At 67.7% G+C, this 22160-nt stretch carries 24 protein-coding genes, 1 tRNA gene and 1 pseudogene; 12 read left to right on the top strand and 14 right to left on the bottom strand.

Annotated features, from left to right (window positions below):
* Positions 1 to 36 precede the first annotated feature (36 nt).
* The 5 genes from ACIRRA_RS24150 to ACIRRA_RS24130 all read left to right on the top strand — a co-directional run bounded on the left by ACIRRA_RS24150 (position 37) and on the right by ACIRRA_RS24130 (position 5202).
* Positions 37 to 1473 carry a molybdopterin-dependent oxidoreductase gene (locus ACIRRA_RS24150; RefSeq protein ID WP_402772047.1) on the top strand — a complete coding sequence of 479 codons (1437 nt, stop codon included), beginning with the start codon at positions 37 to 39 and terminating at the stop codon, positions 1471 to 1473.
* A 91-nt stretch (positions 1474 to 1564) separates the two neighbouring features.
* Positions 1565 to 2515, top strand: a complete 951-nt coding sequence (locus ACIRRA_RS24145) for an ABC transporter ATP-binding protein (protein ID WP_402772044.1) — start codon at positions 1565 to 1567, stop codon at positions 2513 to 2515.
* Entirely contained in the window at positions 2512 to 3282 is a 771-nt protein-coding gene (locus tag ACIRRA_RS24140; RefSeq protein ID WP_402772041.1) for an ABC transporter permease, read from the top strand. Before ACIRRA_RS24145 ends, ACIRRA_RS24140 begins: the two co-directional genes overlap by 4 nt.
* Positions 3283 to 3463: 181 nt before the next feature.
* A complete protein-coding gene (locus tag ACIRRA_RS24135; RefSeq protein WP_402772038.1) occupies positions 3464 to 4600 on the top strand; it encodes a sensor histidine kinase in 1137 nt (378 codons plus the stop codon).
* On the top strand, positions 4597 to 5202 hold the full coding sequence (locus tag ACIRRA_RS24130) for a response regulator (RefSeq protein WP_402772035.1): 606 nt from the start codon (positions 4597 to 4599) through the stop codon (positions 5200 to 5202). The genes ACIRRA_RS24135 and ACIRRA_RS24130 overlap by 4 nt, the downstream gene beginning before the upstream one ends.
* Positions 5203 to 5686: 484 nt before the next feature.
* On the opposite strand, the pseudogene ACIRRA_RS24125 reads toward ACIRRA_RS24130, so the two are convergent.
* Positions 5687 to 6019, bottom strand: a pseudogene (locus ACIRRA_RS24125) (TPM domain-containing protein); the annotation flags it as partial.
* A gap of 78 nt (positions 6020 to 6097) precedes the next feature.
* On the opposite strand from ACIRRA_RS24125, the gene ACIRRA_RS24120 reads away from it, so the two are divergent.
* From ACIRRA_RS24120 to ACIRRA_RS24105, 4 genes are all read left to right on the top strand, one after another.
* Positions 6098 to 6775, top strand: coding sequence for an MBL fold metallo-hydrolase (locus ACIRRA_RS24120; protein ID WP_402772032.1), 678 nt, complete (start codon positions 6098 to 6100; stop codon positions 6773 to 6775).
* A gap of 119 nt (positions 6776 to 6894) precedes the next feature.
* Positions 6895 to 7473, top strand: a complete 579-nt coding sequence (locus tag ACIRRA_RS24115) for a YdcF family protein (RefSeq protein ID WP_402772460.1) — start codon at positions 6895 to 6897, stop codon at positions 7471 to 7473.
* Positions 7474 to 7476: 3 nt separating this feature from the next.
* Positions 7477 to 8745, top strand: coding sequence for a deoxyguanosinetriphosphate triphosphohydrolase (locus ACIRRA_RS24110; RefSeq protein WP_402772029.1), 1269 nt, complete (start codon positions 7477 to 7479; stop codon positions 8743 to 8745).
* A gap of 5 nt (positions 8746 to 8750) precedes the next feature.
* On the top strand, positions 8751 to 9479 hold the full coding sequence (locus ACIRRA_RS24105) for a hypothetical protein (protein WP_402772026.1): 729 nt from the start codon (positions 8751 to 8753) through the stop codon (positions 9477 to 9479).
* Between the two features lie 65 nt (positions 9480 to 9544).
* Here ACIRRA_RS24105 and ACIRRA_RS24100 read toward each other — a convergent pair whose 3' ends face one another.
* From ACIRRA_RS24100 to ACIRRA_RS24090, 3 genes are read right to left on the bottom strand one after another with little or no spacing between them, the layout of a single operon-like run.
* Positions 9545 to 10225, bottom strand: a complete 681-nt coding sequence (locus ACIRRA_RS24100; RefSeq protein WP_402772023.1) for an energy-coupling factor ABC transporter ATP-binding protein — start codon at positions 10223 to 10225, stop codon at positions 9545 to 9547.
* Positions 10222 to 10770 carry a biotin transporter BioY gene (locus ACIRRA_RS24095; RefSeq protein WP_357004377.1) on the bottom strand — a complete coding sequence of 183 codons (549 nt, stop codon included), beginning with the start codon at positions 10768 to 10770 and terminating at the stop codon, positions 10222 to 10224. Before ACIRRA_RS24095 ends, ACIRRA_RS24100 begins: the two co-directional genes overlap by 4 nt.
* 33 nt (positions 10771 to 10803) lie before the next feature.
* On the bottom strand, positions 10804 to 11394 hold the full coding sequence (locus ACIRRA_RS24090; protein ID WP_402772020.1) for an energy-coupling factor transporter transmembrane component T family protein: 591 nt from the start codon (positions 11392 to 11394) through the stop codon (positions 10804 to 10806).
* Positions 11395 to 11624: 230 nt separating this feature from the next.
* On the opposite strand from ACIRRA_RS24090, the gene dnaG reads away from it, so the two are divergent.
* Positions 11625 to 13541 (top strand): DNA primase, encoded by a 1917-nt coding sequence (gene dnaG, locus ACIRRA_RS24085; protein ID WP_402772017.1) that lies wholly within the window; start codon positions 11625 to 11627, stop codon positions 13539 to 13541.
* Between the two features lie 205 nt (positions 13542 to 13746).
* Here the strand turns inward: dnaG and ACIRRA_RS24080 are convergent, their stop codons facing one another.
* The gene (locus tag ACIRRA_RS24080) at positions 13747 to 13992 is read right to left on the bottom strand and encodes a hypothetical protein (protein WP_402772014.1); all 246 of its coding nucleotides are present in this window, start codon (positions 13990 to 13992) and stop codon (positions 13747 to 13749) included.
* 175 nt (positions 13993 to 14167) lie between these two features.
* On the opposite strand from ACIRRA_RS24080, the gene ACIRRA_RS24075 reads away from it, so the two are divergent.
* Positions 14168 to 14240: transfer RNA gene (locus ACIRRA_RS24075), tRNA-Asn, on the top strand.
* A gap of 73 nt (positions 14241 to 14313) precedes the next feature.
* Here the strand turns inward: ACIRRA_RS24075 and xerC are convergent.
* The 8 genes from xerC to ACIRRA_RS24035 all read right to left on the bottom strand — a co-directional run bounded on the left by xerC (position 14314) and on the right by ACIRRA_RS24035 (position 19705).
* Positions 14314 to 15699 carry a tyrosine recombinase XerC gene (xerC, locus tag ACIRRA_RS24070; RefSeq protein ID WP_402772012.1) on the bottom strand — a complete coding sequence of 462 codons (1386 nt, stop codon included), beginning with the start codon at positions 15697 to 15699 and terminating at the stop codon, positions 14314 to 14316.
* A 227-nt stretch (positions 15700 to 15926) separates the two neighbouring features.
* The gene (locus ACIRRA_RS24065) at positions 15927 to 16274 is read right to left on the bottom strand and encodes a helix-turn-helix transcriptional regulator (protein WP_402772009.1); all 348 of its coding nucleotides are present in this window, start codon (positions 16272 to 16274) and stop codon (positions 15927 to 15929) included.
* Positions 16274 to 16996, bottom strand: a complete 723-nt coding sequence (locus ACIRRA_RS24060; protein WP_402772006.1) for a hypothetical protein — start codon at positions 16994 to 16996, stop codon at positions 16274 to 16276. Before ACIRRA_RS24060 ends, ACIRRA_RS24065 begins: the two co-directional genes overlap by 1 nt.
* Positions 16993 to 17991 carry a hypothetical protein gene (locus ACIRRA_RS24055; RefSeq protein ID WP_402772004.1) on the bottom strand — a complete coding sequence of 333 codons (999 nt, stop codon included), beginning with the start codon at positions 17989 to 17991 and terminating at the stop codon, positions 16993 to 16995. The genes ACIRRA_RS24060 and ACIRRA_RS24055 overlap by 4 nt, the downstream gene beginning before the upstream one ends.
* Complete coding sequence (locus tag ACIRRA_RS24050; RefSeq protein ID WP_402772001.1) at positions 17988 to 18638, bottom strand: hypothetical protein; 651 nt, start codon at positions 18636 to 18638, stop codon at positions 17988 to 17990. The genes ACIRRA_RS24055 and ACIRRA_RS24050 overlap by 4 nt, the downstream gene beginning before the upstream one ends.
* A complete protein-coding gene (locus ACIRRA_RS24045; RefSeq protein ID WP_402771998.1) occupies positions 18638 to 18994 on the bottom strand; it encodes a hypothetical protein in 357 nt (118 codons plus the stop codon). The genes ACIRRA_RS24050 and ACIRRA_RS24045 overlap by 1 nt, the downstream gene beginning before the upstream one ends.
* A 265-nt stretch (positions 18995 to 19259) precedes the next feature.
* Complete coding sequence (locus ACIRRA_RS24040; RefSeq protein ID WP_402771995.1) at positions 19260 to 19505, bottom strand: hypothetical protein; 246 nt, start codon at positions 19503 to 19505, stop codon at positions 19260 to 19262.
* A gap of 2 nt (positions 19506 to 19507) precedes the next feature.
* Entirely contained in the window at positions 19508 to 19705 is a 198-nt protein-coding gene (locus ACIRRA_RS24035) for a hypothetical protein (RefSeq protein ID WP_402771992.1), read from the bottom strand.
* Positions 19706 to 20021: 316 nt separating this feature from the next.
* On the opposite strand from ACIRRA_RS24035, the gene ACIRRA_RS24030 reads away from it, so the two are divergent.
* Positions 20022 to 20714, top strand: coding sequence for a GntR family transcriptional regulator (locus ACIRRA_RS24030; RefSeq protein WP_402771989.1), 693 nt, complete (start codon positions 20022 to 20024; stop codon positions 20712 to 20714).
* 11 nt (positions 20715 to 20725) lie between these two features.
* On the opposite strand, the gene ACIRRA_RS24025 is transcribed toward ACIRRA_RS24030, so the two are convergent.
* Positions 20726 to 21562: a hypothetical protein gene (locus tag ACIRRA_RS24025; RefSeq protein WP_402771986.1), complete on the bottom strand. Its 837-nt coding sequence runs from the start codon at positions 21560 to 21562 to the stop codon at positions 20726 to 20728.
* Positions 21563 to 22160: the final 598 nt, after the last annotated feature.

Here is a 22160-nt window from a genome sequence, read left to right as displayed (position 1 = left end):
ACTGGAAACCCGGTTGGTTACGGAAGGTTCGGGCGAGTGTCGGTGAACGGGAAACGGCGGCTGCTGGGGGCGGCGGTGGGGCTGGGTGCGCTCGGCGCGGGCGAGCTGCTCGCCGCGGCCAGGGGCGGGTCCGTGCTCGACGGAATCGGGCGGCTGGCCGCCGACTACGCGCCCGTGCCGGTGGTCGAGACCATGGTGGCGCAGGCCGGGGAGCACGACAAGGAGATGACCCGGCTCGGGGTGGCCCTCGGCGGCGTCGCCGCGGCCGCCGGGATGGCTCTGCTGCCGGCGCGGCTGCGGACCCCCGCCGCGGTGGCCTTCGGCGCGGGAACGGCGGCCGCGGCACTGCGCAGCGCCAACCGGTCGGTGCCCGGCGTGGCCGGTGGCGTGACCGCGGCGGCGCTGCTGCGCGCGGGACTGCGCCGCTCCACCGGGCCCCGTCACGCATTGCTGTGGGCGGCAGCGGGAACCGCCATGCTCGCGGCCGCCGAGGTGCTGGTGCGCCGCGAGGATCAGCGGCACCGCGAGGTGGCGCGGCGGTCCGGGCCGTGGAGCGCGCACGCACCCGTCCCCGAGGACGGCCTCGGGGTGGAACCGGGACTGTCGCCCCTGATCACACCTGCGAGCAAATTCTATGTGGCGGACGTGAATTCGCGGCCACCGCGCATCGACCCCGCCCAGTGGCGGCTGGCCATCGGCGGCCGGGTGGCCCATCGCCTGCGGCTGTCGCTGGCCGAACTGGCCGAGCAGGCCGTGGAATTCGACGCCGTCATGGTGTGCGTGCACAATACGGTCGGCTCGGGCCGCTGCGGCAATGCCCGCTGGTTCGGTGTCCCGCTGACCGCGCTGCTCGACCACGCCGTCCCAGAAGCAGGGGCGACCCGGCTGGTCACCCGCGCCGCCGACGGCTACACCATCTCGCTGCCACTGGAACCGCTGCGCACCGGCGAATGGCCCGGCTACCTGGTCATCGGCATGAACGGCGAACCGCTGCCGCCCGAACACGGCTTCCCCGCACGGGTTTTCGTACCCGGCATCTACGGGCAGTACTCCGGGGCGAAGTGGATCACCGAGCTCGAACTGGCCGACGACACCCATGTCGACTACTGGTGCAAGCGCGGCTGGCCGGTCGAACCGCTGTGGGTGCGCCCGCAGGCCCGCATCGATGTGGCCACCTGCGGCGGCACGAATTCCGGCAAGTTCACGGTCGCGGGCGTGGCCTGGGCCCCGCCGCACGGGGTCGCGGGTGTCGAAATCCGCATCGACGAAACCGAATGGCTCCCGGTCGAACTCGGCTCCGAACTGACGCCCGCGGCCTGGCGGCGCTGGCGCACGCTCGTCGATCTCCCGCCGGGCGTCCATACCCTCCAGGCCCGCGTGACCAGCCGCTCCGGCGAGGTCCAGGACTCTGCCGAACGTCGGCCCTTCCCGCTCGGCCCGGGCGGCCTGCACACGGTCACGGTCACCGCCTAGTCCGCCGCGGGCACCGGGCATGACATCTGTCATGCCCGAGTAGTGACGGACGACTGAGGCGCCGCGGACCCCGGCGGCCGACAGTGGAGCTATGAACGCTACTGCTGATGGCATTGCGGTCCAGCGGCTCGGGCATGGGGCGGCTCCGGCCATCGAGATGCGAGGTCTGGTCAAGACTTTCGCCGCGCCCGGTGGGACGGTGCGTGCCGTGGACGGACTGGATCTCACGGTGCGGCCGGGGGAGATCGTCGCCTTCCTCGGGCCCAATGGGGCCGGGAAGACGACGACCATCGACATGCTGCTGGGCCTTGCCCGGCCGGACGCGGGGGAGGTGCGGGTCTTCGGCGCAACACCCGTGGAAGCCGTTGCCGGGGGCCGGGTTTCGGCGGTCATGCAGTCCGGCGGGCTGCTGCCGGACCTGACCGTGGGCGAGACCGTGCGCCTGATCACCACCCTGCACGCGCGCCCGCGCCCGGTCGGGGAGGTGCTGGTGCGGGCCGGGATCGACGATATCGCCGACCGGCCCGTCGGCAAATGCTCCGGCGGCCAGCAGCAGCGGCTGCGCTTCGCGCTGGCCCTGCTGCCCGATCCCGACCTCATCGTGCTCGACGAACCCACCACCGGCATGGATGTCGAAGGGCGGCGCGACTTCTGGCACGCCATCCGCGACGACGCCCGCCGCGGCCGCACCGTCCTGTTCGCCACCCACTACCTCGACGAGGCCGACGCCTACGCCGACCGCATCGTGCTGGTGCGGGCCGGGCGGGTGGTGGCCGCCGGCAGCGCCGCTCGGATCAAGAACCTGGCCGCGGGCCGCACCATCAGCGCCACCCTGCCCGCCGCCGATCCGGCGCGACTGCTCGCCCTGCCCGGCGTCGATCAGGTGGAGCAGCGGGGCAGCCGGATCATCGTGCGCGCCAAGGACTCCGACGTGGTGGCCCGCTACCTGCTGACCGCCACCGAGGCCGTCGATCTGGAGATCTCCGGACACAACCTGGAGGATGCGTTCCTCGCCCTGACCACGACGGGAGACCACCGATGATCCCCCTCGGCACCCGGCCCGCACGACAGCTGGGCGGCTTCCGGCCCGCCTTCCTGAACCTGGAACTGCGGCGCACCCTGCGCGACAAGCGCACGGTCCTGTTCGCGCTGGTCATGCCGCCGCTGTTCTTCATCATCTTCGGCACCAGCGCCGGCTATCGCAGCGAGGGTTTCGGCACCGGCAATGCCACCGGCTACGTCATGGTCTCCATGGCCGTCTACGGCGCGTTGCTGGCGACCTCCACCGGCGCGGCCCGGGTGGCCGTCGAACGCGCGGCGGGCTGGAGCCGCCAGCTGCGCCTGACCCCGCTGCACCCGCTGGCCTACATCGCCACCAAGATCCTGGTGGCCATGGTGCTCGGATTGCTGTCGGTGACAGTGGTTTTCGTGGCCGGAGCGATCTTCGGCGCACACCTGCCGGCGTCGGCGTGGGCGAGCTGCTTCCTGATCGCCTGGCTGGGCTCGCTGGTCTTCGCCGCCTTCGGCCTGTTCATGGGCTACCTGCTGCCCGCGGAGAACGTCATGCAGCTGCTCGGCGTCTCCCTGGCCCTGCTGTCCTTCGCCGGCGGCCTGTTCAACCCGCTGCACGGCTGGTTCGAGATCGTCTCGAAACTGGTGCCCACCAACGGAATAGCCGTCCTCGCCCGCGCCCCCTTCGCCCAGCCCAGCGCGGCGGGCATCGTCCTGGCCATCGTGAACGTCGTAACCTGGGCGGCCGTTTTCATCCTCGGCTCCGCCTACCTCTTCCGCCGTGACACCGCACGCTGAGCAATCCGGCGACGCCGGCCCGGCCGAGCGCACCGCCCGGCCGGGCCTCGGCGCGTCTGTCCGCGCGGTGTGGAGCGGCTCCGCGGACCACGGCGGCCCGGACACAGAGCGATCCGCCCGCGGCACACGCGGTTCGCGACCGTCGTTGCGACCGGTCCTGTTCGGTGTAGCGTCCGGCTCTGTGGACGTGGAGGAAGAGGGCATTCGGCGACGGCGGCGGTTCGGGGCGGTGTTCGCGGCGGTGTGGGCCGTGTATCTGATCGAGCCGTTGCGGCGGGGCTGGGAGCTGGACAACCCGATGGCCCGGGTGTACACGCTCGCGGTGATCGTGGCCTTCGGCGCCTGCTACATCTGGTCGTACTGGAGGCTGGTGGCGGGCAGCCGTCCGGTGAGCGGGGCGTGGCCGCCCAGTCCCGACCTGCGGACGGTGCTGATTCCCCTGGCCGCGCAAGCGGTGCTGATCGCGGCGGCCGCGGTCACGCTGCATTCCGTGGTGCTGAGCATGAGCGTCTACATGGCCTCCTATATCGGCTTCAGCGCACCGGTCCGGTGGGCGATTCCGCTGGAGCTGGCGCTGATCGTGGCGTTCGGGGTGGTACCGCAACTGGCCACCGGGCAGTCGCCGGACTACGGGCTCATCCAGTCGATCGCATTGGCGGGCTTCGCGGTCGGCGGGATCCGCGTGATCCTGGTGCGCAATCACCAGCTGTACCTGGCGCGCAAGCAGCTCACCGAGCTGGCCGTGGCGGAGGAACGACTGCGGGTCGGGCGCGACGTGCACGACATCCTCGGCCACTCGCTGACCGTCATCACGGTGAAAACCGAACTGGCGCAACGGCTCATCGATCTCGACCCGGACCGGGCGAGGACCGAGATGGCCGATGTGGAGCGGCTGGCCCGGGAGGCCCTGGCCGGGGTGCGCACCACCGTCGGCGGCCTGCGTGAGGTGTCGCTGGCGGGTGAGCTGGCCAATGCCCGCACCGCGCTGCGCGCCGCCGAAATCGAGGCCGAGCTACCGGACTCCGACGACCTGCCGATCCGTCACAGCGTGGTGTTCGGCTGGGTGCTGCGCGAATCCGTCACCAATGTGGTGCGGCACAGCGGCGCGGCCCACTGCCAGGTCCGGGTCACCCCCACCAGCATCGAGGTGTCCGACGATGGCGTCGGCATGAACGATTCGGCGCGCACCGGCTCCGGCCTGTCCGGCCTGCGCGAGCGGGTGCAGGCCACCGGCGGCACCCTCATCCTGGCCAACCGGCCGGAGGGCGGATTGCGGGTGCTGGCAAGCTTTCCGGCGACCATCAAGGAGCCGGAATGATCAAACTGCTGCTCGCCGACGACCAGGCCCTGGTGCGCGGCGCGCTCGCCGCCCTGCTCAGCCTCGAGCCCGACCTCGAGGTGGTCGCCGAGGTGGGCCGGGGCGACGAGGTCCTCGCCGCGGTCGCGCGCACCGCCCCCGACGTGGCCCTGCTGGACGTGGAAATGCCCGGCCAGGACGGTATTTCGGCTGCGGCGCAGGTGCACGCGGCCCACCCCGAGGTCCGCATCCTCATGGTCACCACCTTCGGTCGCCCCGGCTACCTCCGCCGCGCCATCGACGCCGGAGCCTCGGGCTTCGTCGTCAAGGACACGCCCGCCCGGGAATTGGCCGATGCCGTACGCCGAGTCCACATGGGCCTGCGCGTCGTCGACCCCGCCCTCGCCACCGAAACCCTCACCGCCGGAACCTCACCCCTGACCGCCCGCGAACGCGAAGTCCTCGCCGCCGCGGCCAACGGCGCAACCGCCGGCGCGATAGCCGAACGACTCCACCTGTCCGAAGGCACGGTCCGCAACCACCTGTCCTCCGCAATAGGCAAGACAGGCAGCCGAACCCGAGCCGAAGCGGTACGAGCCGCCGAACGTCTTGGCTGGCTCTGACCTGTGCTCCCCGCGCGTTCGAACCGTCGTCCGGGCAGACCTCAGAACCTCCCGCCGCGGCTGATGCGGCGGGAGCCGTCGGAGCCGCCGAAGGTGCCGGGGCCGTAGCTGCTGCCCCCACCTCCGAAACCTCGTCCGCCGCGGCGGTATTCGTTGCCCATGCCGCGGAGCATGCCGTCGATGAGGATGCCGCCGAGGATGGCGCCGGTTTGGGGGCCGGAGGTGACGCGCTGCTGCCGGGCCTGCCAGTCGCAATTCCTCGGTGCTGATGCGAATGGCCTTGTCGGTGTCGACGAGGGTTTCCTTGGACAGCGCGTCCAGGACGACCAGGGGGAGGGCTTCCAGCGCCGCGGGATCGGTCGGATCGGTCTTGCGGGCCGAGTCCATCACCGAGCGCTCGCGCCGCATCTTTCGCCGCCGTGACCACAGCCACACGCCCAGCGCCGCCACCAGCGCCAGGATCAGCAGTTCCCGTGAAGGCGTAGGCCCGATCGTCGATGGCCACCGACAGCAACACGTCCCGATCTCCGAACCCGGACAGCCGCGCGGTCTGCTCGCCCCACGAATGTGAGTCCATCCCATTGAAATTGCGCACGTAGACGACCCACAGCCGCTCGCGGTCGCGCGAGTACAGCGAGTCGATGGCCTGCTGCAGTTCCGCGGTTTGCCCCGGATCGAGCGCGCCGGCATTGTCGGTCACGTAGCCGGGCAACCGAAGCGGCGCTTCGGCCGCGGCCGGTGCGGCCCACCGGCCGACGAGGGTCGAGGCCAGGAGCAAGCCGATCACGAGGAGGAACAGCTGCTTCGGTGGCCGCATGCCTCGAATCCAACTCTGGAACGCTGAGGGTCGGTTTCTTCTGCACACTGTGTCGACGGCCATGACTACGATCGGGGAGTGATCACGATCGATTCGCCCTATACGGGACACGTCTCGTCCGGCTCCAATCCGCAGCAGCGTGAGGTGCCGGGTGCGCGCATCGTGAAAATGTCGGTGGGCCGTATGGACAACAACACCTATCTGGTGCAGTGCGCCGCTACCGGCGCGACGCTGCTCATCGACGCCGCCAATGAGGCGGACCGGATTCTCGAGCTCATCGGCCAGGAGGCGCCGGGCCGGGTGGAGCTGATCGTCACCACGCATCAGCACCGGGACCACTGGATCGCGCTGCTGGATGTCGTGAAGGCGACCGAGACTCCCACCGCCGCCCACGCGCTGGACGCTGAGCCGCTGCCCGTCACCCCGGCCCGGCTGCTCGCGGAGGGCGACCGGATCCAGGTCGGTGAGCTGGAGCTGGAAGCCATCCACCTGCGCGGGCACACGCCTGGCTCGGTCGCGCTGGCCCTCACCGACGGCGCCGGCCGCACTCACCTCTTCACCGGCGATTCGCTGTTCCCGTGCGGCGTCGGCCGCACCCTCTCGCCGGAGCAGTTCACCTCGCTGCTCGGCGATGTCGAGACCAAACTTTTCGGCCGCTACCCCGACGACACCGCGGTGTACCCGGGCCACGGCGACGACACCACCCTCGGCGTGGAGCGCCCGCAGTTGCCCGAGTGGCGGCGACGCGGTTGGTGAAACTCCGGAACCGCCCGACCGAACCGGACCGGCTGATCCGGGACACGACCTCCGTCAACCTCGCGGGCGGACGCGGTGTGCTGCGCTGGGCCCGGCGACTGCTGGTCGGCTCGCTCCTCATGGGCATCCTGGTGGTGGGCGGCACCGCCGTGCGGGTCTGGCAGGTGGCCCGAATCGACGACTACACGCCCGCCGACGCCATCGTGGTGCTGGGCGCGGCCCAGTACGACGGCACGCCCTCGTCGGTGTTCGAGGCGCGACTGGACCAGGCGTACAAGCTGTTCCGCAAGCAGATCGCGCCCATGATCGTCACCGTGGGCGGTAAGCAGGTCGGTGACAATTACACCGAGGCGGCGTCGGGCAAGAACTATCTGAAAGACCGTGGCGTGCCGGAGGGTCGGATCCTGGCCGTCGAAACCGGTTCCGACACCCTGCAGAGCGTGGAGGCGGTGTCGAGAGCGCTGCTGGCGCGCGGCAAGTCGTCGGTGGTGCTGGTCAGCGACCCCTGGCATTCGCTGCGCACCCGCACCATGATGCGTGACGCCGGGCTGGCCGCCTGGACCGCGCCCACTCGAACCGGCCCGGCGGTGTACACCCGGGAATCGCAGGCGCACGGCATTTTCCGCGAGACCTTCGCCTTGCTCTGGTACCAGCTGACCCATTTTTCGGCGGATTTCAAATACACGGCGGATCAGTGAGTGATGAACGCGCGTATCGACTATGACGGTGTGTACTCCGAGGCCGATCGGGAACGAATGGTGCCCGAAACCGAGCGGACCGCGGGACTGAGCTGGTCGCCGTGCCCGGCCCGGCGGAGTGAATTCGCGCGAGATCGGGCGCGGGTGCTGCATTCCGCGGCGCTGCGACGTTTGGCGGACAAGACGCAGGTCATGGGTCCGCGCGACGGGGACACACCGCGCACGCGGCTGACCCATTCGCTGGAGGTCGCCCAGATCGGCCGCAGCATCGCCGACAGCCTGGGCTGTGATCCCGATCTGGTGGATCTGGCCGGGATGGCGCACGATATCGGCCATCCGCCCTACGGCCACAATGGCGAGAAGGCACTCGACCAGTTCGCCGACGCACACGGCGGTTTCGAGGGCAATGCGCAGAACCTGCGCATCCTCACCCGGCTGGAGCCGAAGGTCATCGACGATCAGGGGGTCAGCTTCGGGCTCAACCCGACCCGGGCCGCACTGGACGCCGTCATCAAATATCCCTGGGGCAGAACGGGTCCCGGCTCCAAGTTCGGCGCGTACGGGGTCGACACGGAGCGCCTGGACTGGGTCCGCAAGGGCGCGCCGGATCGCAGCCAGTGCCTGGAATCGCAGATCATGGACTGGTCCGACGATGTCGCGTACTCGGTGCACGATGTCGAGGACGGGGTGATCGTGGGCCGCATCGATCTGCGGGCGCTGGCCGACCCGGTCGAACAGGTCGCGCTCGCGGAACTCGGTGCGCGCCAGCATCCTTCGCTGACACTGGAGGAGCTGGTCGCCGCCGCCCAGCGGCTCTCGGAGATGCCGGTGGTCTCCGCCGCCGCCGAATACGACGGCTCCCTGCGCGCCTCCGTGGCCCTGAAACGACTGACCAGCGACCTGGTGGGCCGCTTCGCCACCGCCGCGGTCGAGGCCACCCGCGCCGCCTGGGGCGGACGCCAATTGTCGCGCTACACCGCCGATCTGGAGGTGCCGCGCATCGTGGCGGCCGAGGTCGCGGTGCTCAAGACCATGGCGCTGCGCTACGTGCTCTCCGACCCCATCCACCGGGTGCGCCAGGCCGGGCAGCGCGAACGCATCCTGCTGGTCGCCGACCGGCTGCTGGCCGCCGCCCCGCACGGGCTGGACCGGCTGCTGCTGCCGTGGTGGGAGGCGGCCGGCGACGATACCGCGCGGGTGCGGGTGATCGTCGACCAGATCGCGTCCTACACCGAGAGCCGCCTGGAACGGGTCGCCGCCGCGATACCCTGAATCCGGTGGAACCGGCGGCAGGGGGCGCGATGTCACGTGAGGTGGACGGCATGGTCGACCTGGATCGGTACCCGCTGGACCGGAGGTCGGTGGCACGGCTGCGCGAGGTGATCGAGCGGGCGCAGGCGGACTTCCTGGTCAGCGGTGTCACCGTGCTGCCCGAATTCCTGCGCCCCGCCGCGGTGACCGAGATGGCCGCGGATGTGCTCTCCGACGGGCTGGGCGACACCATGCGGTTCGAGTACACCGTCGCGTGCGACCGGATTCCGGATTCCTCGCCGCTGAAGGCGCTCTACCACTGGGAACCATTGCGGGAGTTCGTGTCCTACCTGGTGGGGGAGCAGGCGTACCGCTCGGCCGACGAGCTGGGGGCCATGACGGTGCAGATCCACGAGAACGGGGATGTGCAGGACTGGCACTACGACATGTCCGATTACACGGTGATGCTGCACATCGTCGCGCCGGAGCGGGGCGGCGCGCTCGAATACATTCCGCTGCCCGGGGCTTTCATCGAGCGAGGGGGCGGGCTGCCCATGCGGCATCGGCACATGGTCAGGATGCTGCCGACCGTGCCGGGGACATTGGTGCTGCACGCCGGGCGGCGATCACGGCATCGGGTGACGCCGGTGCAGGGGGAGATTCCGCGGGTGAGCGTGCACATGGCGTTCAATGCGCGGCCGGGGCAACGGCTCAACGCACACGTGCGGCGGCATCTGTTCGGGCGCGAGGAGTGATGCTGACGCATCGGGTCTCGCGGGGCATGCGTCCGCACTGGCTCCGAATCGGGAGACCCCGCTGATCAGTTCGCGGTATGCATGGCCACATAGTGCGCGATGCATTCGCCCGGCGGGCCGTCGGCCACGATGCGGCCCTCGTCGAAGACCAGCACCCGGTCGAAGTCGGCGAGCAGGTCCAGATCGTGTGAGACCACTATCAGCTGCTGCGGAAGTTCGTGCAGCAGACGGGAGATGCGGCGGGTGTTGCGCAGGTCGAGCAGCGTGGTGGGCTCGTCGAACACCACGTACTTCGGCCCCACCGACAGCACCGCGGCGATCGCGAGCAACTGCTTCTGCCCGCCGCTGAGCAAATGCGCCGGGTGGTCGCGGAATTCGGTGAGACCGTATTCGGCGAGGGTCGCGCCGACGCGGTCCGGGATCTCGGATTTGGCGACGCCGTGGTGCTTGAGCCCGAAGGCCAGATCCTCGGCGACCGTCGGCATGACGATCTGCACATCCGGATCCTGGAAGACGAATCCGACCAGTTTGCGAACGGCCCTGCCCTGCTTACGGGTATCGAGCCCGTCGACCCGTACTCGCCCGTCGGTGGGCACCTGCAGCCCGTTGAGCAATCGCGCGAACGTGGACTTTCCGGACCCGTTGGAGCCGATGACGGCAATCCGGTTCTCGCTCAGGCACAGATCGAGGTCGCACAGCACCTCACGCTCCCCGAACCGATGCGAGACGCCGTCGAGTTCGATCATGCCCGCGCCGGAATCATGGGGTACGCCCTTTTGACCGCTACCGCGGCCAGCGAGCCGATCACGGTCTTGACCACATCGCCCGGCAGGAACGCCACCGAGGTGGTGATCGCCTTGCCCAGCGAGATGTGCGCGGCCGCGGCCATCCACGGAATGCCGATGGCGTACAGCACGATCGCACCGCCCAGAAAGTTGATCAGCAGGGCGATGGGCAGGTTGTAGTACCGCCACAGGCGTTCGGTGAGCAGCCCGATCACCAGTGCGCCGATCGGATAGGCGATCACGAAGCCACCCGTCGGGCCCATGATCACCGACAGCCCGCCGCGCCCGCCCGGCAGCACCGGCAGGCCGGCGAAGACCAGCACATCGAACAGCAGGATGGCCAGCGCACCGCGCTTGGCGCCCAGAATCGACCCGGCCAGGATGACGCCCAGGGTTTGCGAGGTGAACGGCGCGAAGGCTCCCGGCAGCTGAATGAGCGGGAAGAATCCCAACACCACCATGATTGCCGCGAACAGCGCGATCTGCGCCAAATCCCTACTACGCACCGAGGCATCCTAAATGGCTGCGGTTCGAACCCCTCAGTCCAGGCCCCGGGCGTCCAGCGCCTCGCCGACCCCGTCGGCCATGCGGAGTGTGCGGATCAGTAGCGGGACCAGGAAGACCGTGCTGCGCTCGATGCCGCGGGCGCGCTGGGCCGAGCGCACGAGTTCGGCCTGGTCACGGATGACGGGGATGAATCGGATGGTCATGGCGACCAGCAGGCCCACGCGCTCGGGACGGACGCCCAGCGGCCGGAGCGGACCGAGCGCCCGCTCGATGGTCTCGACCATGGCCGAGGTGCGTGTGGTCAGTGTCACCAGATTGGCCAGCAGGACCAGCGTGAGCAGTCGCTCGCCGACCAGGATCGCGGTGTGCCTGCCGGTGAAGATCACCTGCGCGACCACGATCAATACGAGAAACGGAGCCAACCCGAGTACCTGCCGCCCGGTCGTCCGCCACGGAATCCGCGCGACCGCATACAAACCCAGCACCACCGCCAGCGCGACCCCCACCCACGCGATCGACGGCACGAAGAACAACGCCGTCCCCGCGACCGCCAGCACCAACACCTTCACCCCGGCGGGCGCAGCATGCACCGGCGTCCGGGCGTCGTGGTAGAGGCTGAGCACCGCTTGATCCTCGCAGCCCGGTCCGGCGGTTCGTCGTTGGGGACTGGACAACTGATTTCGCTGCGAGTGGGGTAACTCGTCGGGTACGTCCAAAATTCTCGTCGCCCCTGACCGCCGGCACGCGTGCAGAACGGCCAACGGCTCTTGGTTGTGCGCCGAAGGCTCGGGGAGGCGGGACTGTGCGCCGAAGGCTCGGGGAGGCGGGGGAGTGGGAGCGCTAGACTCGCTGCGTGGCAGGCCGACTTCCTGACCGCGATATCGCGGCGATTCGTGAACGTGTCCGGATCGAGGATGTCGTGGGTGAGTACGTCACTCTCAAGCGCGCCGGCGCCGACTCCATGAAGGGCCTGTGTCCCTTCCACGACGAGAAGTCCCCGTCCTTCCACGTGCGCCCCAATCACGGCGTCTTCCACTGCTTCGGCTGCGGTGAGGGCGGCGACGCCTTCGCCTTCCTGCAGAAGATCGAGCACGTCGGTTTCGTCGAGGCGGTCGAGCAGCTGGCCGACCGCATCGGCTACAAGATCAACTACGAGGGTGGCGGCACCTCCGTGCAGCGCGACCGCGGCACCCGCTCCCGCCTGGTCGCCGCCAATGCCGCGGCACACGAGTTCTACATCTCCCAGCTCGGCGAGCCCGGCGCGGAAGCGGCCCGCAAGTACCTCACCGACCGCAACTTCGACCACAACGCCGCCCGCCAATTCGGCTGCGGCTACGCCCCCGGCGGCTGGGACACGCTCACGAAACACCTGCTGCGCAAGGGTTTCGACTTCAAGGAGCTGGAGGCCGCGGGCCTGTCCAAGCAGGGCCAGCGCGGCCCCATGGACCGCTTCAACCGCCGCCTGCTGTGGCCCATCCGCAACCTCGGCGGCGAGGTCATCGGCTTCGGCGCGCGCCGCCTGTACGACGACGACACCATGACCGCCAAGTACATCAACACCTCGGAAACGTTGCTGTACAAGAAGTCCCAGGTGCTCTTCGGTCTCGACCACGCCAAGCGCGAGATCGCCAAGGGCCACCAGGCTGTCGTCGTCGAGGGCTACACCGACGTCATGGCCATGCACATGGCCGGCGTCAAGACCGCTGTCGCCTCCTGCGGCACCGCCTTCGGCGACGAGCACCTCGCGATCCTGCGCCGCCTGCTCATGGACGACAACTTCTGGCGCGGCGAGATCATCTACACCTTCGACGGCGACGAGGCAGGCCAGGCCGCCGCCCTGAAGGCATTCTCCGGCGACCAGAAACTGGCCGGCCAGACCTACATCGCCGTGGCCCCCGACGGCCTCGACCCCTGCGAACTCCGCCAGCGCAATGGCGACGGCGCGGTCCGCGACCTGGTCGCCCGCCGAGTCCCGTTGTACGAGTTCGTCATCCGCGGCCTGCTCGCCGAACACAATCTGGATTCCCCCGAGGGTCAGGTCGAGGCGCTCCGCCGTGCCGTCCCCGTCGTCTCGCAGATCAAGGACTTCGCCCTCCGCAAGGCGTACGCCACCAAACTGGCCGGCTGGGTCGGCTGGGACGACATCCAGCAGGTCGTGCGCCGCGTCGGCGATGAAGCCCGCAGGGGCGCCCGCACCGGCGCCAAACCCGGCATCCCCGAACGCCGAGCGCGCCAAGAGGTCACCGAGCACCCCGCCGCCCGCCCCAACCCCCACGACCCCACCCTGCTCCCGCAACGCCAAACCCTGGCCGCCGCACTGCAATACCCCGCCTTCGCGGGCCCCGTCTTCGATGCCCTGGAGCCGGAAGCCTTCACCCAGCCCGCCTACATCGCGGTCCGCGCCGCCATCGCCGAGGCCGGTGGCACCGCCAGTGGCCTGACCGGTGCGGAATGGGTCGCCTCGGTCGCCGACAACACCGAAGACCTCACCCTGCGGGCCCTGGTCTCCGAGCTGGCCGCCGAACCCCTCCCGGTGAAGTCCGCCGACGACATCCCCCGCTTCGTCACCGGCGTCCTGGCCCGCACACAGGAGTCCTGGGTCGGCCGCCAGATCGCCGAACTGAAGTCCAAACTCCAGCGCATCTCCTCGACCGAACAGCCCGAGGGCTACATGGCCCTGTTCGGCGACCTGGTCGCCCTGGAGCAGTACCGGAAGAGCCTGTTAACCCAGGCCATGGGCAACTCGGGCGATTTCGCAATCGGCAGCTGACCCCGCTCTCGTCCCGGGTCGGACAGCTCTCATGCCGGGAGCGGGCGCTCTCATGCCGGAAGCGGCGCTCGCTCGGCCGGCAGCCGGCGAAGCTCGCCGCCCGAGGCAGGGACGTGGTGTGTCTCAGGGCACGACCGATAGACCTGCCGACTGTGGATCGGCAGGTTCATGGGTTTCCAGATTCGGGTGGGGAGGCCCCAATCCCTCAGCGGCGCAGCTGATCCTGCGGCACAAGGATCGTGGTGCGCTCATCCAGCGGCACCATCGGCTCCAGCTTCGGCTGGGTGCTCAACTTGTCCGCGAGCTTCTGCCGCCCCATCAACACGACCTTCCGTGTGACCGGGCTCTCGCTGATCGCGCGGGTCGTCTTACTGATCTGCTCATACCGAGCCCGCCCGGCCTTAGCGCCCAGCACATACCCGGCCGCAACACCGATGATCAACCGCAGCATCCCGAGAAGCTCCTCCCATAGACCAGTCGCCCCACCATCCTGCCCGACCCCACCCCCGCCTGTCGATCCGGCACCCCGCCCACATCCCCGCAGGTAGAGCCGCGATTTGGGAACTGTACAACCGATACGCTAAAGTTTTCTCCGGCCGGTCCGAGAGGGTCGGCCAGGGAAACAATCCCCTATAGCTCAATTGGCAGAGCAGCCGACTGTTAATCGGCAGGTTTCTGGTTCGAGTCCAGATGGGGGAGCAGAAAAAGGCCCCTGACCAGCGTGAGAATATCACCGGGTCAGGGGCCGAATTCGTTCCGAGGGTCGAAAGTCTCAACTAAGTCGCACAAAAGTCGAGACCCGTCCATTTCCGTCGTGACCTTGGTCGGTGCCGGTCTCCCCACCCGTGACGACCTCGTGCAGGATCGCGGCGGCGTGATGGTGCACCCTGCCGCGGGCCATGTACTTGCGCTGGGTCATCGCAGGGTCGGCGTGCTGGAGCACATCGGCCACGACCCGCGCCGAGAGCCCGGCATCGTCGAGCACCACGGCCATGAACTTGCGGAACGTGTAGGGCACCAAGTTGTTCGGAAGTCCCAGCGCCTCACGAACCCGCTGCCATTGGTGATTGGCATTCACCGGGTCGCGCAACGTCCAGTCGAACGACGGAAAGATCAGATCGTCCTCGTAGTCGTCGGGCGGCGGATTCTCGCGCTTGCGTTGCTGGATTCTCTTCCAGCGGCGATCGAGAATATCGACGGCGAACTGCGGAAGGGCGATCGTGCCTTGCGGATTCTTCGGGTCGTCGTCCTTCACCACGCGGACCAGGCCCACGCCCGGCACACGGACCACCTTGCCGAGCGTGCGGATCTCCTTCTTCTTACTGTTGTAGTCCAGCCACGTCAGCCCGAGCACCTGACTCGGGCGTTGCCCGGTGGCCACCTCCAGCGCCACCAAGTCCGCGAGATCGGCACCCTCGCAGTACTCGGCCACCGTCGGCGGTGTGTAGGAACTGATTCCGCGCGCCTTCTCGGCCTTGGTGAGCTTGCGCGGGCACGGCACCGTGGACCAGTACACCGAGGACAGGACGAACCGCAGGTCTTCGGTCTCGATATGCGCGGCTCCGCCGGTGCGGCCCTTCGGGGTGATGTTCTCGGGAATCTCGGCCTCCCGCACCGGATTCACGCCGAGCGGCCCCTTGCGTACCGCGTAACGAAACATGCCCGACAGCATCGAGCGGGCATTCAGCATCGAGGACCGGCCGTGCTCCTCGGCGACCCATTCGAGGAACTCCTCGGCATCCCCGGTCGCGAACTCGTCGGGCATGTGCCGCCGGTAGCCGTACTTCTCCACCAGCAGCGCCGCCCAGCGGTCGTACAGCCGAAACGTATTCGGAGCACGGCCTTTCTTCACCAGGTGGCCCCGGTACAGCTTCCACAGCTGCTCCATGGTCGTCGCCGAGGTCACCTCGCTGCGGGTATCCGGAGCCAGTTCCGCCGCCGCGGACCGGACAGCGGCCTCGGCGCGACTTCCGTCGCGGTCGGGAATCCGCCGGCCGATGCTGTCGAAGCGTTCGGGCGAGACCCGCTGGAGTCTGCGACGCTTGCCGCTGCGATCACGGACGACGGTATCGGCTTCCCAATGGCCCGGTCGAAGTTCTCTAAGACGCACCGACCCCGGAGCGCCGAGCGGCTTCGGCGGGCGACCGGTTCTAGCCATGGCGCCGCTTGGGAGTGTCGCTGTCGATGGCTTCCATCGCTCGAATTAGCTCATCGACATCCCACAGCAGTTCGCGGCCGCGGCGTTTCGGGCTAGGCAGCCGGAAAGGCGCGGTTCCCGTGCGATGCCAGCGACGGAGCACCTCGGGATGGCAGCACACGATCCGAGCGGCTGCATTGGTTTTCACCCAGCGCCGAGAACCCTCGTCCTGTCGTTCGGCCATGGCACTACGCCGCCCCGCCGCGCTTGGTCGCGGCCTCCTGCTCGGCGATCCAGGTCCGAATGACGCTCTCGCGCCAGACCCGGCGGTTGCCGAGTTTGAAGTTCTCGGGGCCGCTGCCAGCCCACGCCCAGTAGCGCCAGGTGGCGGCGGGGATGCCGGTGAGTTCTTCACAGTCTTTTGCCTGGAGGTAGCGGTCGTCGTTCATGGAATGTCCTCGGGGAGTTGTGGTGTCGGGGGTGGTGCGCAGGGTGTCGCGCGGTGCGCACGAGCTGTCGCAGGCGGTGCGCAGGCTGTCGCGGTGCGCACCATCGGTGTGTCGCATGTCGCTCTCGGCGTCGCGGTGGTGTCGCATCAGTGCGCACCGCCTGTCGCACGGTGTCGCAGGGGGAAGACGCGGCCGTCGCCGGAGCGTTTCGGCGAACTCCGCCGCGTGATCAGCGAGTCCAGATCAACTGTGGCGAAGCCCAGGTCAGACTCGTAGCGGAGTATCCGTCGCGCGGTAGCGACAGCAGTCTCGGGCCGGATGTAGCCGCCGCACACGTACAGCAGTTCTGCGCACTGGTCGCGGCGCGCCTGGTCCCGTATCGCGTGCAGGCGGTGCGAGAACTCCTCCGGTGTCAGGTAGCGGGTGGTATCGACCTTGACCGCTACGCACTGCCAGTCCGGTCGCATCAGCCGCCCGTCATAGGGATAAGGGCCACGTCCGGGTGCCTCGTGTCGCATGATGCGCTCGGACATCCACTGCTGCGACGCGCACGCCTCCAGTGCGACACGGGTTTGGGCAACCGCGCGGTAATGCTCGGCCCACATCGGTGAGGGCCGCCAATCGGCGGTCCGCCAGCCCAGCGCCCACGCCGACGTACCCGGTTTGGGCACTACCCATTTCGTGCCCGCCTGCATTTCCATCAGCGGGTGGATCAGGTCGGCATCGAGCAGTCTGCGGGCCAGCCGGTAGACCTCGGAGCGACCGATCTGGAGGTAGTCGGCGAGGACATCGGTTTGCATGGCGCGCATCTCGGCCAAGCCGACCAGGGCGCGCACCTCGCGGTGAGTGAGGGTTTCGGTGTTGATCATGAGGCATCCTTGGAAGTGCGAGTTTTGTTGCGGCGCTTGCGTTTCGCCGCTCGGTCGAGGAGGAAGTCGTTCCAGGCATCGTCGAAGTCGCGGGCATCGAAAGCGATGTCGATGGAGGCGACCTCAGGCGGGAGTCGGTCGAGCGCGGCGTACACGCCGTCCTTGACGCCCGCCGAGCGGCACAGATACAGCAGGCCGACGACCTTCTCCGGGGCGGCGTCGCGGGCGGCCCACACCGCGCCCCGCAGGGCGGTATCCATGTCCTGAGCCGACTTTCGGGTCAGTTCGACCTCCAGCGCCCACCAGCCGGACACGCCGTTCACGGTGGCCAGGAAGAGCCCGTCATGGATATGGGTGACACCGCCGCGCGGGTTGCGTCCGGTGCTGAATTCCCGGTACTTGGACTTGGATTCCTGGGCCGCGACATCGGCGCGATGCCACAGGACCCGCTCGGAAACCCACGCCTCCAGATCGTCGCCGACGAGCATGATCCTGGCCTGAGCGACCGCGCGATGATGCTCGGCCTGCTTGGGCGAGGGCCGAAACTCCCGCACCGGGAACCCGAGAATCCGGGAATCGACTCCCGGGCGCAGCATCACCCACTTGTCGCCCGCCTTGATCTTCTCCAGCTCGCGGACCAGCTTCTCCTCGCGCAGATCTTTGACGAGGACATAGGTGTGATTGCGGTCCATATCCAGGAACCAGCCCAGGACATCGAGTTGCATGCCGCCCTGTTCGGCCAGTGCGGTGATCGCGGCCGACTTCCGCAGGGTCGAGCGCGGAGACCGTTTGTCGCGCAACAGGTCTCGTACGGTCCGGCGGGGCAGGCCGACGCGGCGGCCGATCTCGCTGTGACCGATGCCTGCTGCCCGCAATGCCGCGATTTCGCCGAGGACGTTTTCGACCTGGCGGGCGGTGATCCCCAGTGTGTTGGCGATGTCGCGGTAGCCTCGCCCGTCCGAGCGCAGGCCCAGGATGATTGCTTCATCTGTCACCGTGACCGCCTCCGATCTACCGTCGGGCGCGTCGGCGCTTCCACCGAAGGGCCGCGAACGTTGTTACGGTGGATGTCGCGTTCCTTGATCGGGGCGGTGTCACTGATCCAGCTCATGAGCGAACGCAGCCGATCATCGATGGCCGCAGTCACTTCCCGCTGATCACGAGGCTGCCCGAAACCGACCACAGGGTCAGGTGATTCATGTGAATCACCTGCGCGACCTGTCCGCAGATTTCGGCCCGCGACATCCGCCGATGTACGGGAACCGACCACCGAGTCACGTGAGTCAGATGGCTCAGGTGGTTCATTGTGAACCACCTGCCGCTGATCGTCCGGCCGCGGCAGGTGCTGTCCAGTTTTCTGGACACTGACCACCGGGGCGGCGGGTGCAAACAGCTCGTCGACGGTGTAGCCGGGCAGCATCATCTCCAGTACCTCGCAGTGGTGCGGCAACGGAAGGCTTTTCACCTCACCGGTCATCCACCGGTAGAACTGACCTCGGCCAGGGGCCGTGCCCACCAGGGACCGGTCGACGCGGGCGGCGGCCTTGTCGTAGGCGCGGCAGAACGTGCTGTGGGACTGCCAATGCTTCTCCCGCAGAACCGCTTTCAGCAGAGTCCCGCGAACGGCGATGATTCTGGACATCAGGCCACCGCCTCGGCCGACATCCAGGCCATGAGCCGGACCAACTCGGTCTTTCTGATGGCTACCGCATTCGGTGCTGGGAGCGGCGCACCGCCGAGCAGGTCGAACGGCGCGAACAGTTCCTCGATTGTGTAGCCAGGGAGCATCGCCTCCAGGACCCGCCGGTAATAGCGGCGCGGCAGGTCATCCATGCGCCCCAGCCAGCGCCGAAACGTCCGCGGCTCGGGCGGGTATCCGTCGACACCGAGTTCAGCGGCGATCCTGCTGTACTCGCGGGCGAAGCTGTCGTAGCGATGCCAACCACGCTCGCGCAGCAACGCCTTCAACACGGTGCCATTGGTTCGCGCGGGGTGCATCAGGCCACCTCCCGAATGGGCAGGGCCCGTACGCCCGATTCGCGAACCAGGCCAAACAAGCACACGCAGCCCACACCGCGCCCGGCGCAGTCCGCGCAGCGCGCCCATCGCGACGTCAAGTGCTGTCGGATGCAATCGTCGGAGTCGCACCCGGTTTCGCCGCACCACAAGCACTTGCCGCCGAAGCTGATCCGGCTCGGACGCGCGACCGGCTCACTCGGGCGGACCGGAATCGACCACCACGCGCACTGTTCGAACGCGGTACTCATCGCGCCCACCCCGATTCCAGTGGGGCCCAGGCCGGGCGATCCGGGACCGCCGAGGTGGTCGGGACCAGACCGTAGGCGCACATGCACCAGCCGGGCGCGGTTCCCCGGCAATCCGGGCAGATGCGCCAGGTCGAATCATTGTGGCTGGCAACGCATTCGGAGTCGGTGCAGCCGAACTGGCCGCACCAGATGCAGATATCAGCGAAGGTCAGCCGCGGCGGGCGCGCGAGACGACGGATCATCGCTAGGCCGCCTTCTCTTTGTGGTCGGCCTCGACGAACCGGACCGCGACGCGGAAGCTCACGTCGCCGTCGCCGGTGTCCACGCAGTCGATCAGACCTTCGCTGACCAGGTCAGCGATAGCGCCGAGGACGTCGGCGAACGATGCGGCAACCAGGTCGGCGGCCTCGTAGACAATCTCTTTGGGATCTAAACTGGACATGCTTCAGGGACCTTTCGTCCTGGAAGTAGGTGAATTGCTGAAGCGGCTGGAACCGCTTTGGTGTTGACTCCCCGGTAGCTGGACACTGCCGGGGAGTTTTGTTTTGGCCTGCGCCACATCGCTTTTGGGCTTTGCTGACCCGGTTGAGTGGTGCTGATTCCACTGTACATACACAGCTGTGCATGTACAAGACCTGACGATAGTCGAGCTGGTTTGACCTGCGAAAATAGATCATTGTGCATACACAGTTGTGTATGCTAAGAATGATTTTCATTAAGAATGAGGTCTACTGCCGAGCCTGGAAGGACTCAGATCCATGGGAGAACCGGCTTACGTCGCGATCGCTGCGGACTACGCTCGCCAGATTCGAAGCGGTGCGCTGCCTGCTGGCACCCAGCTCCGGAGCCTCAATGAGATGGTGGAGAAGCACGGCGTTTCAAAGATCGTGATCATCCAAGCCATTCAGCTGTTAGAACGCCAGGGGCTTGTCCGCACGGTCGCTCGTCGCGGCACCTTTGTCGCCGATCACCCGAATCTCGTCCGGGTTGCACCTGAGCGGCAGATGGAAGACCCTGAGGACACTTTCGGTCACGAATCCGACCGTGACGTCCGAATCGAGCGGGGCAGCCAACGGGTGCGGGCTACACGCGAACTTGCCGAAGCCTTCGCGCTCGATGTGGGTGCCGACGTAATGCACGTCGTCACTCGCGCATCCGAGGACGGGCGGCCGATTTCCATCTCGGATACCTACCAGCCGATCGGCCACCCGGACATCTCAGCGGCGCTGGTTCTCGAAGAGACGGTAGCGGACCGTGTGCCGACGAAGTCCCATGCCGAATGGCTCAAGGTTCCCGCTGGCGGCCTGGTGAAGGCCGTGCATCAGAGGTACATCGGAGAATCGGACCAGGTGCTGATGCTGTCGGACATCTCGTACCCTCATGACCGCTACGACGCGTTCGTTTTCCGGATGGCGCTCACGGACCCCCTGAAGCAGTCACCCAACGAGTAAGCGGGGCTCCCCTACCGCCGTATCCAGCCCTGCGCGACATCCGCAAGGTTCCACCACGAAACATATTGGGCATCTGGCGATTTCATTTCCCAGCGAGCGGAAAGAGCATCGAAAAAGGCGTCGTCGCCCGTCTTTCCGCCCTTGGGTTCGCCGATGAACACCAGGCGCTCACCGCCGGCGCTTTCGAACTCCGAGAGGGCGGCCGAGGCCATTGTGTTGCCCCATCCCGGTGGCCAGCACAGGAACAGGACGTGGTCACCGCGGCTGGCAACACGCGCCGAGAACTGTCCGAGATCTCCGACGTGATGCCACACCGCCCGCTGTCCGGCGGCATCAGGAAACGAGACGTTCTCGGTCTGGTCCGGCGGTTCGGAGTCATATGCATCAACCGAGAGGCCGAGCGACGCCAGCTGCATAGCCCAATACCCGCGACCCGCACCAAGTTCTACGATCGGCCGACCCGAGGAAAACTCTGCAATCCAGGCCAGCGTCTCGGGTGCGGGTACCGCGTAGGCGTAGACAGCCTGGAGGATCGTCTGAGCGAACCCGAGCCGTGCGCTTCCGGTCGGTCGGCCACCGTTCACTCGACGGTGGCCTTCGTGCTCGAACACCGATGGCGCGACGATATCCCAGTAGGGATTGCCGCTGGCTGATTCTCCGCCTGTCATGTAGTGCACGAATCGAAGATCAAAGGCCGAATCTGCGGTCGGATCGCCAGTGCCTGAGAGCATCGGCGCGGTGTCGAGGTACTCCGCGACCTTCGGGAACTCCGCACGCAAGCGCTGTGCGTCCTCCAACAAGGCAGCCAGTTCCTCACGGCGTTCGGCGGTCAGCGCAAGATCGGTCATGATACTGATTTTCGCTTGCACCAACCGATCTCGCGACAGACTTGCCGAAATGACCTGCCGCTGCTCGGCCAGAGACACGCCGCGGGGCCGCAGTGCACCGGCGGAGCCCCCATGTGAAGGCCCATGTGAACCGGGCCATGAACACGAGCTGAAGCTCGCAAACGGACTCGGAACTGGCGGAAGAATGGCGGGACTTTGGCGGGACAAAGGCGGGACTGTGGCGGGACTAAAAATTCCGGATCTAGTCCGGGCAATCGCTCCCGCCCATGCCCTCTGATCTGCGCCTTCGGCGCAGGCTCTTGTCTCTCGTGCTCCTGATTCCCTCCCACTTCGTTGAAGGGAATCAGGAGCACGAGAGACAAGAGCCAGTTTTGGGTTCAGAGGGCATGGTCGGGAGCGATTGCGATTGGGAGAGTGAGAGTTTCAAAAGAAGGGACCACAAGGGGAGGACCACAAAGGGGGACGTTGGGTGCGGATGTTGCGTTGGCATGTGAGTTGCGTTGAGCCTCGATCCACCGACGTAATTGGGAATCGAGAGTGCGGTGAAATAGCGAAAGTGCCCTCTGACCTGGAATGATTGGTGTTCTTGACGCAACAA

The organism is Nocardia sp. NPDC101769 (assembly GCF_044766925.1).
Classification (GTDB): Bacteria; Actinomycetota; Actinomycetes; order Mycobacteriales; family Mycobacteriaceae; genus Nocardia.
The sequence above is the reverse complement of the archived record's forward strand: the minus strand, read 5'-3'. Positions and strand labels throughout refer to the sequence as shown.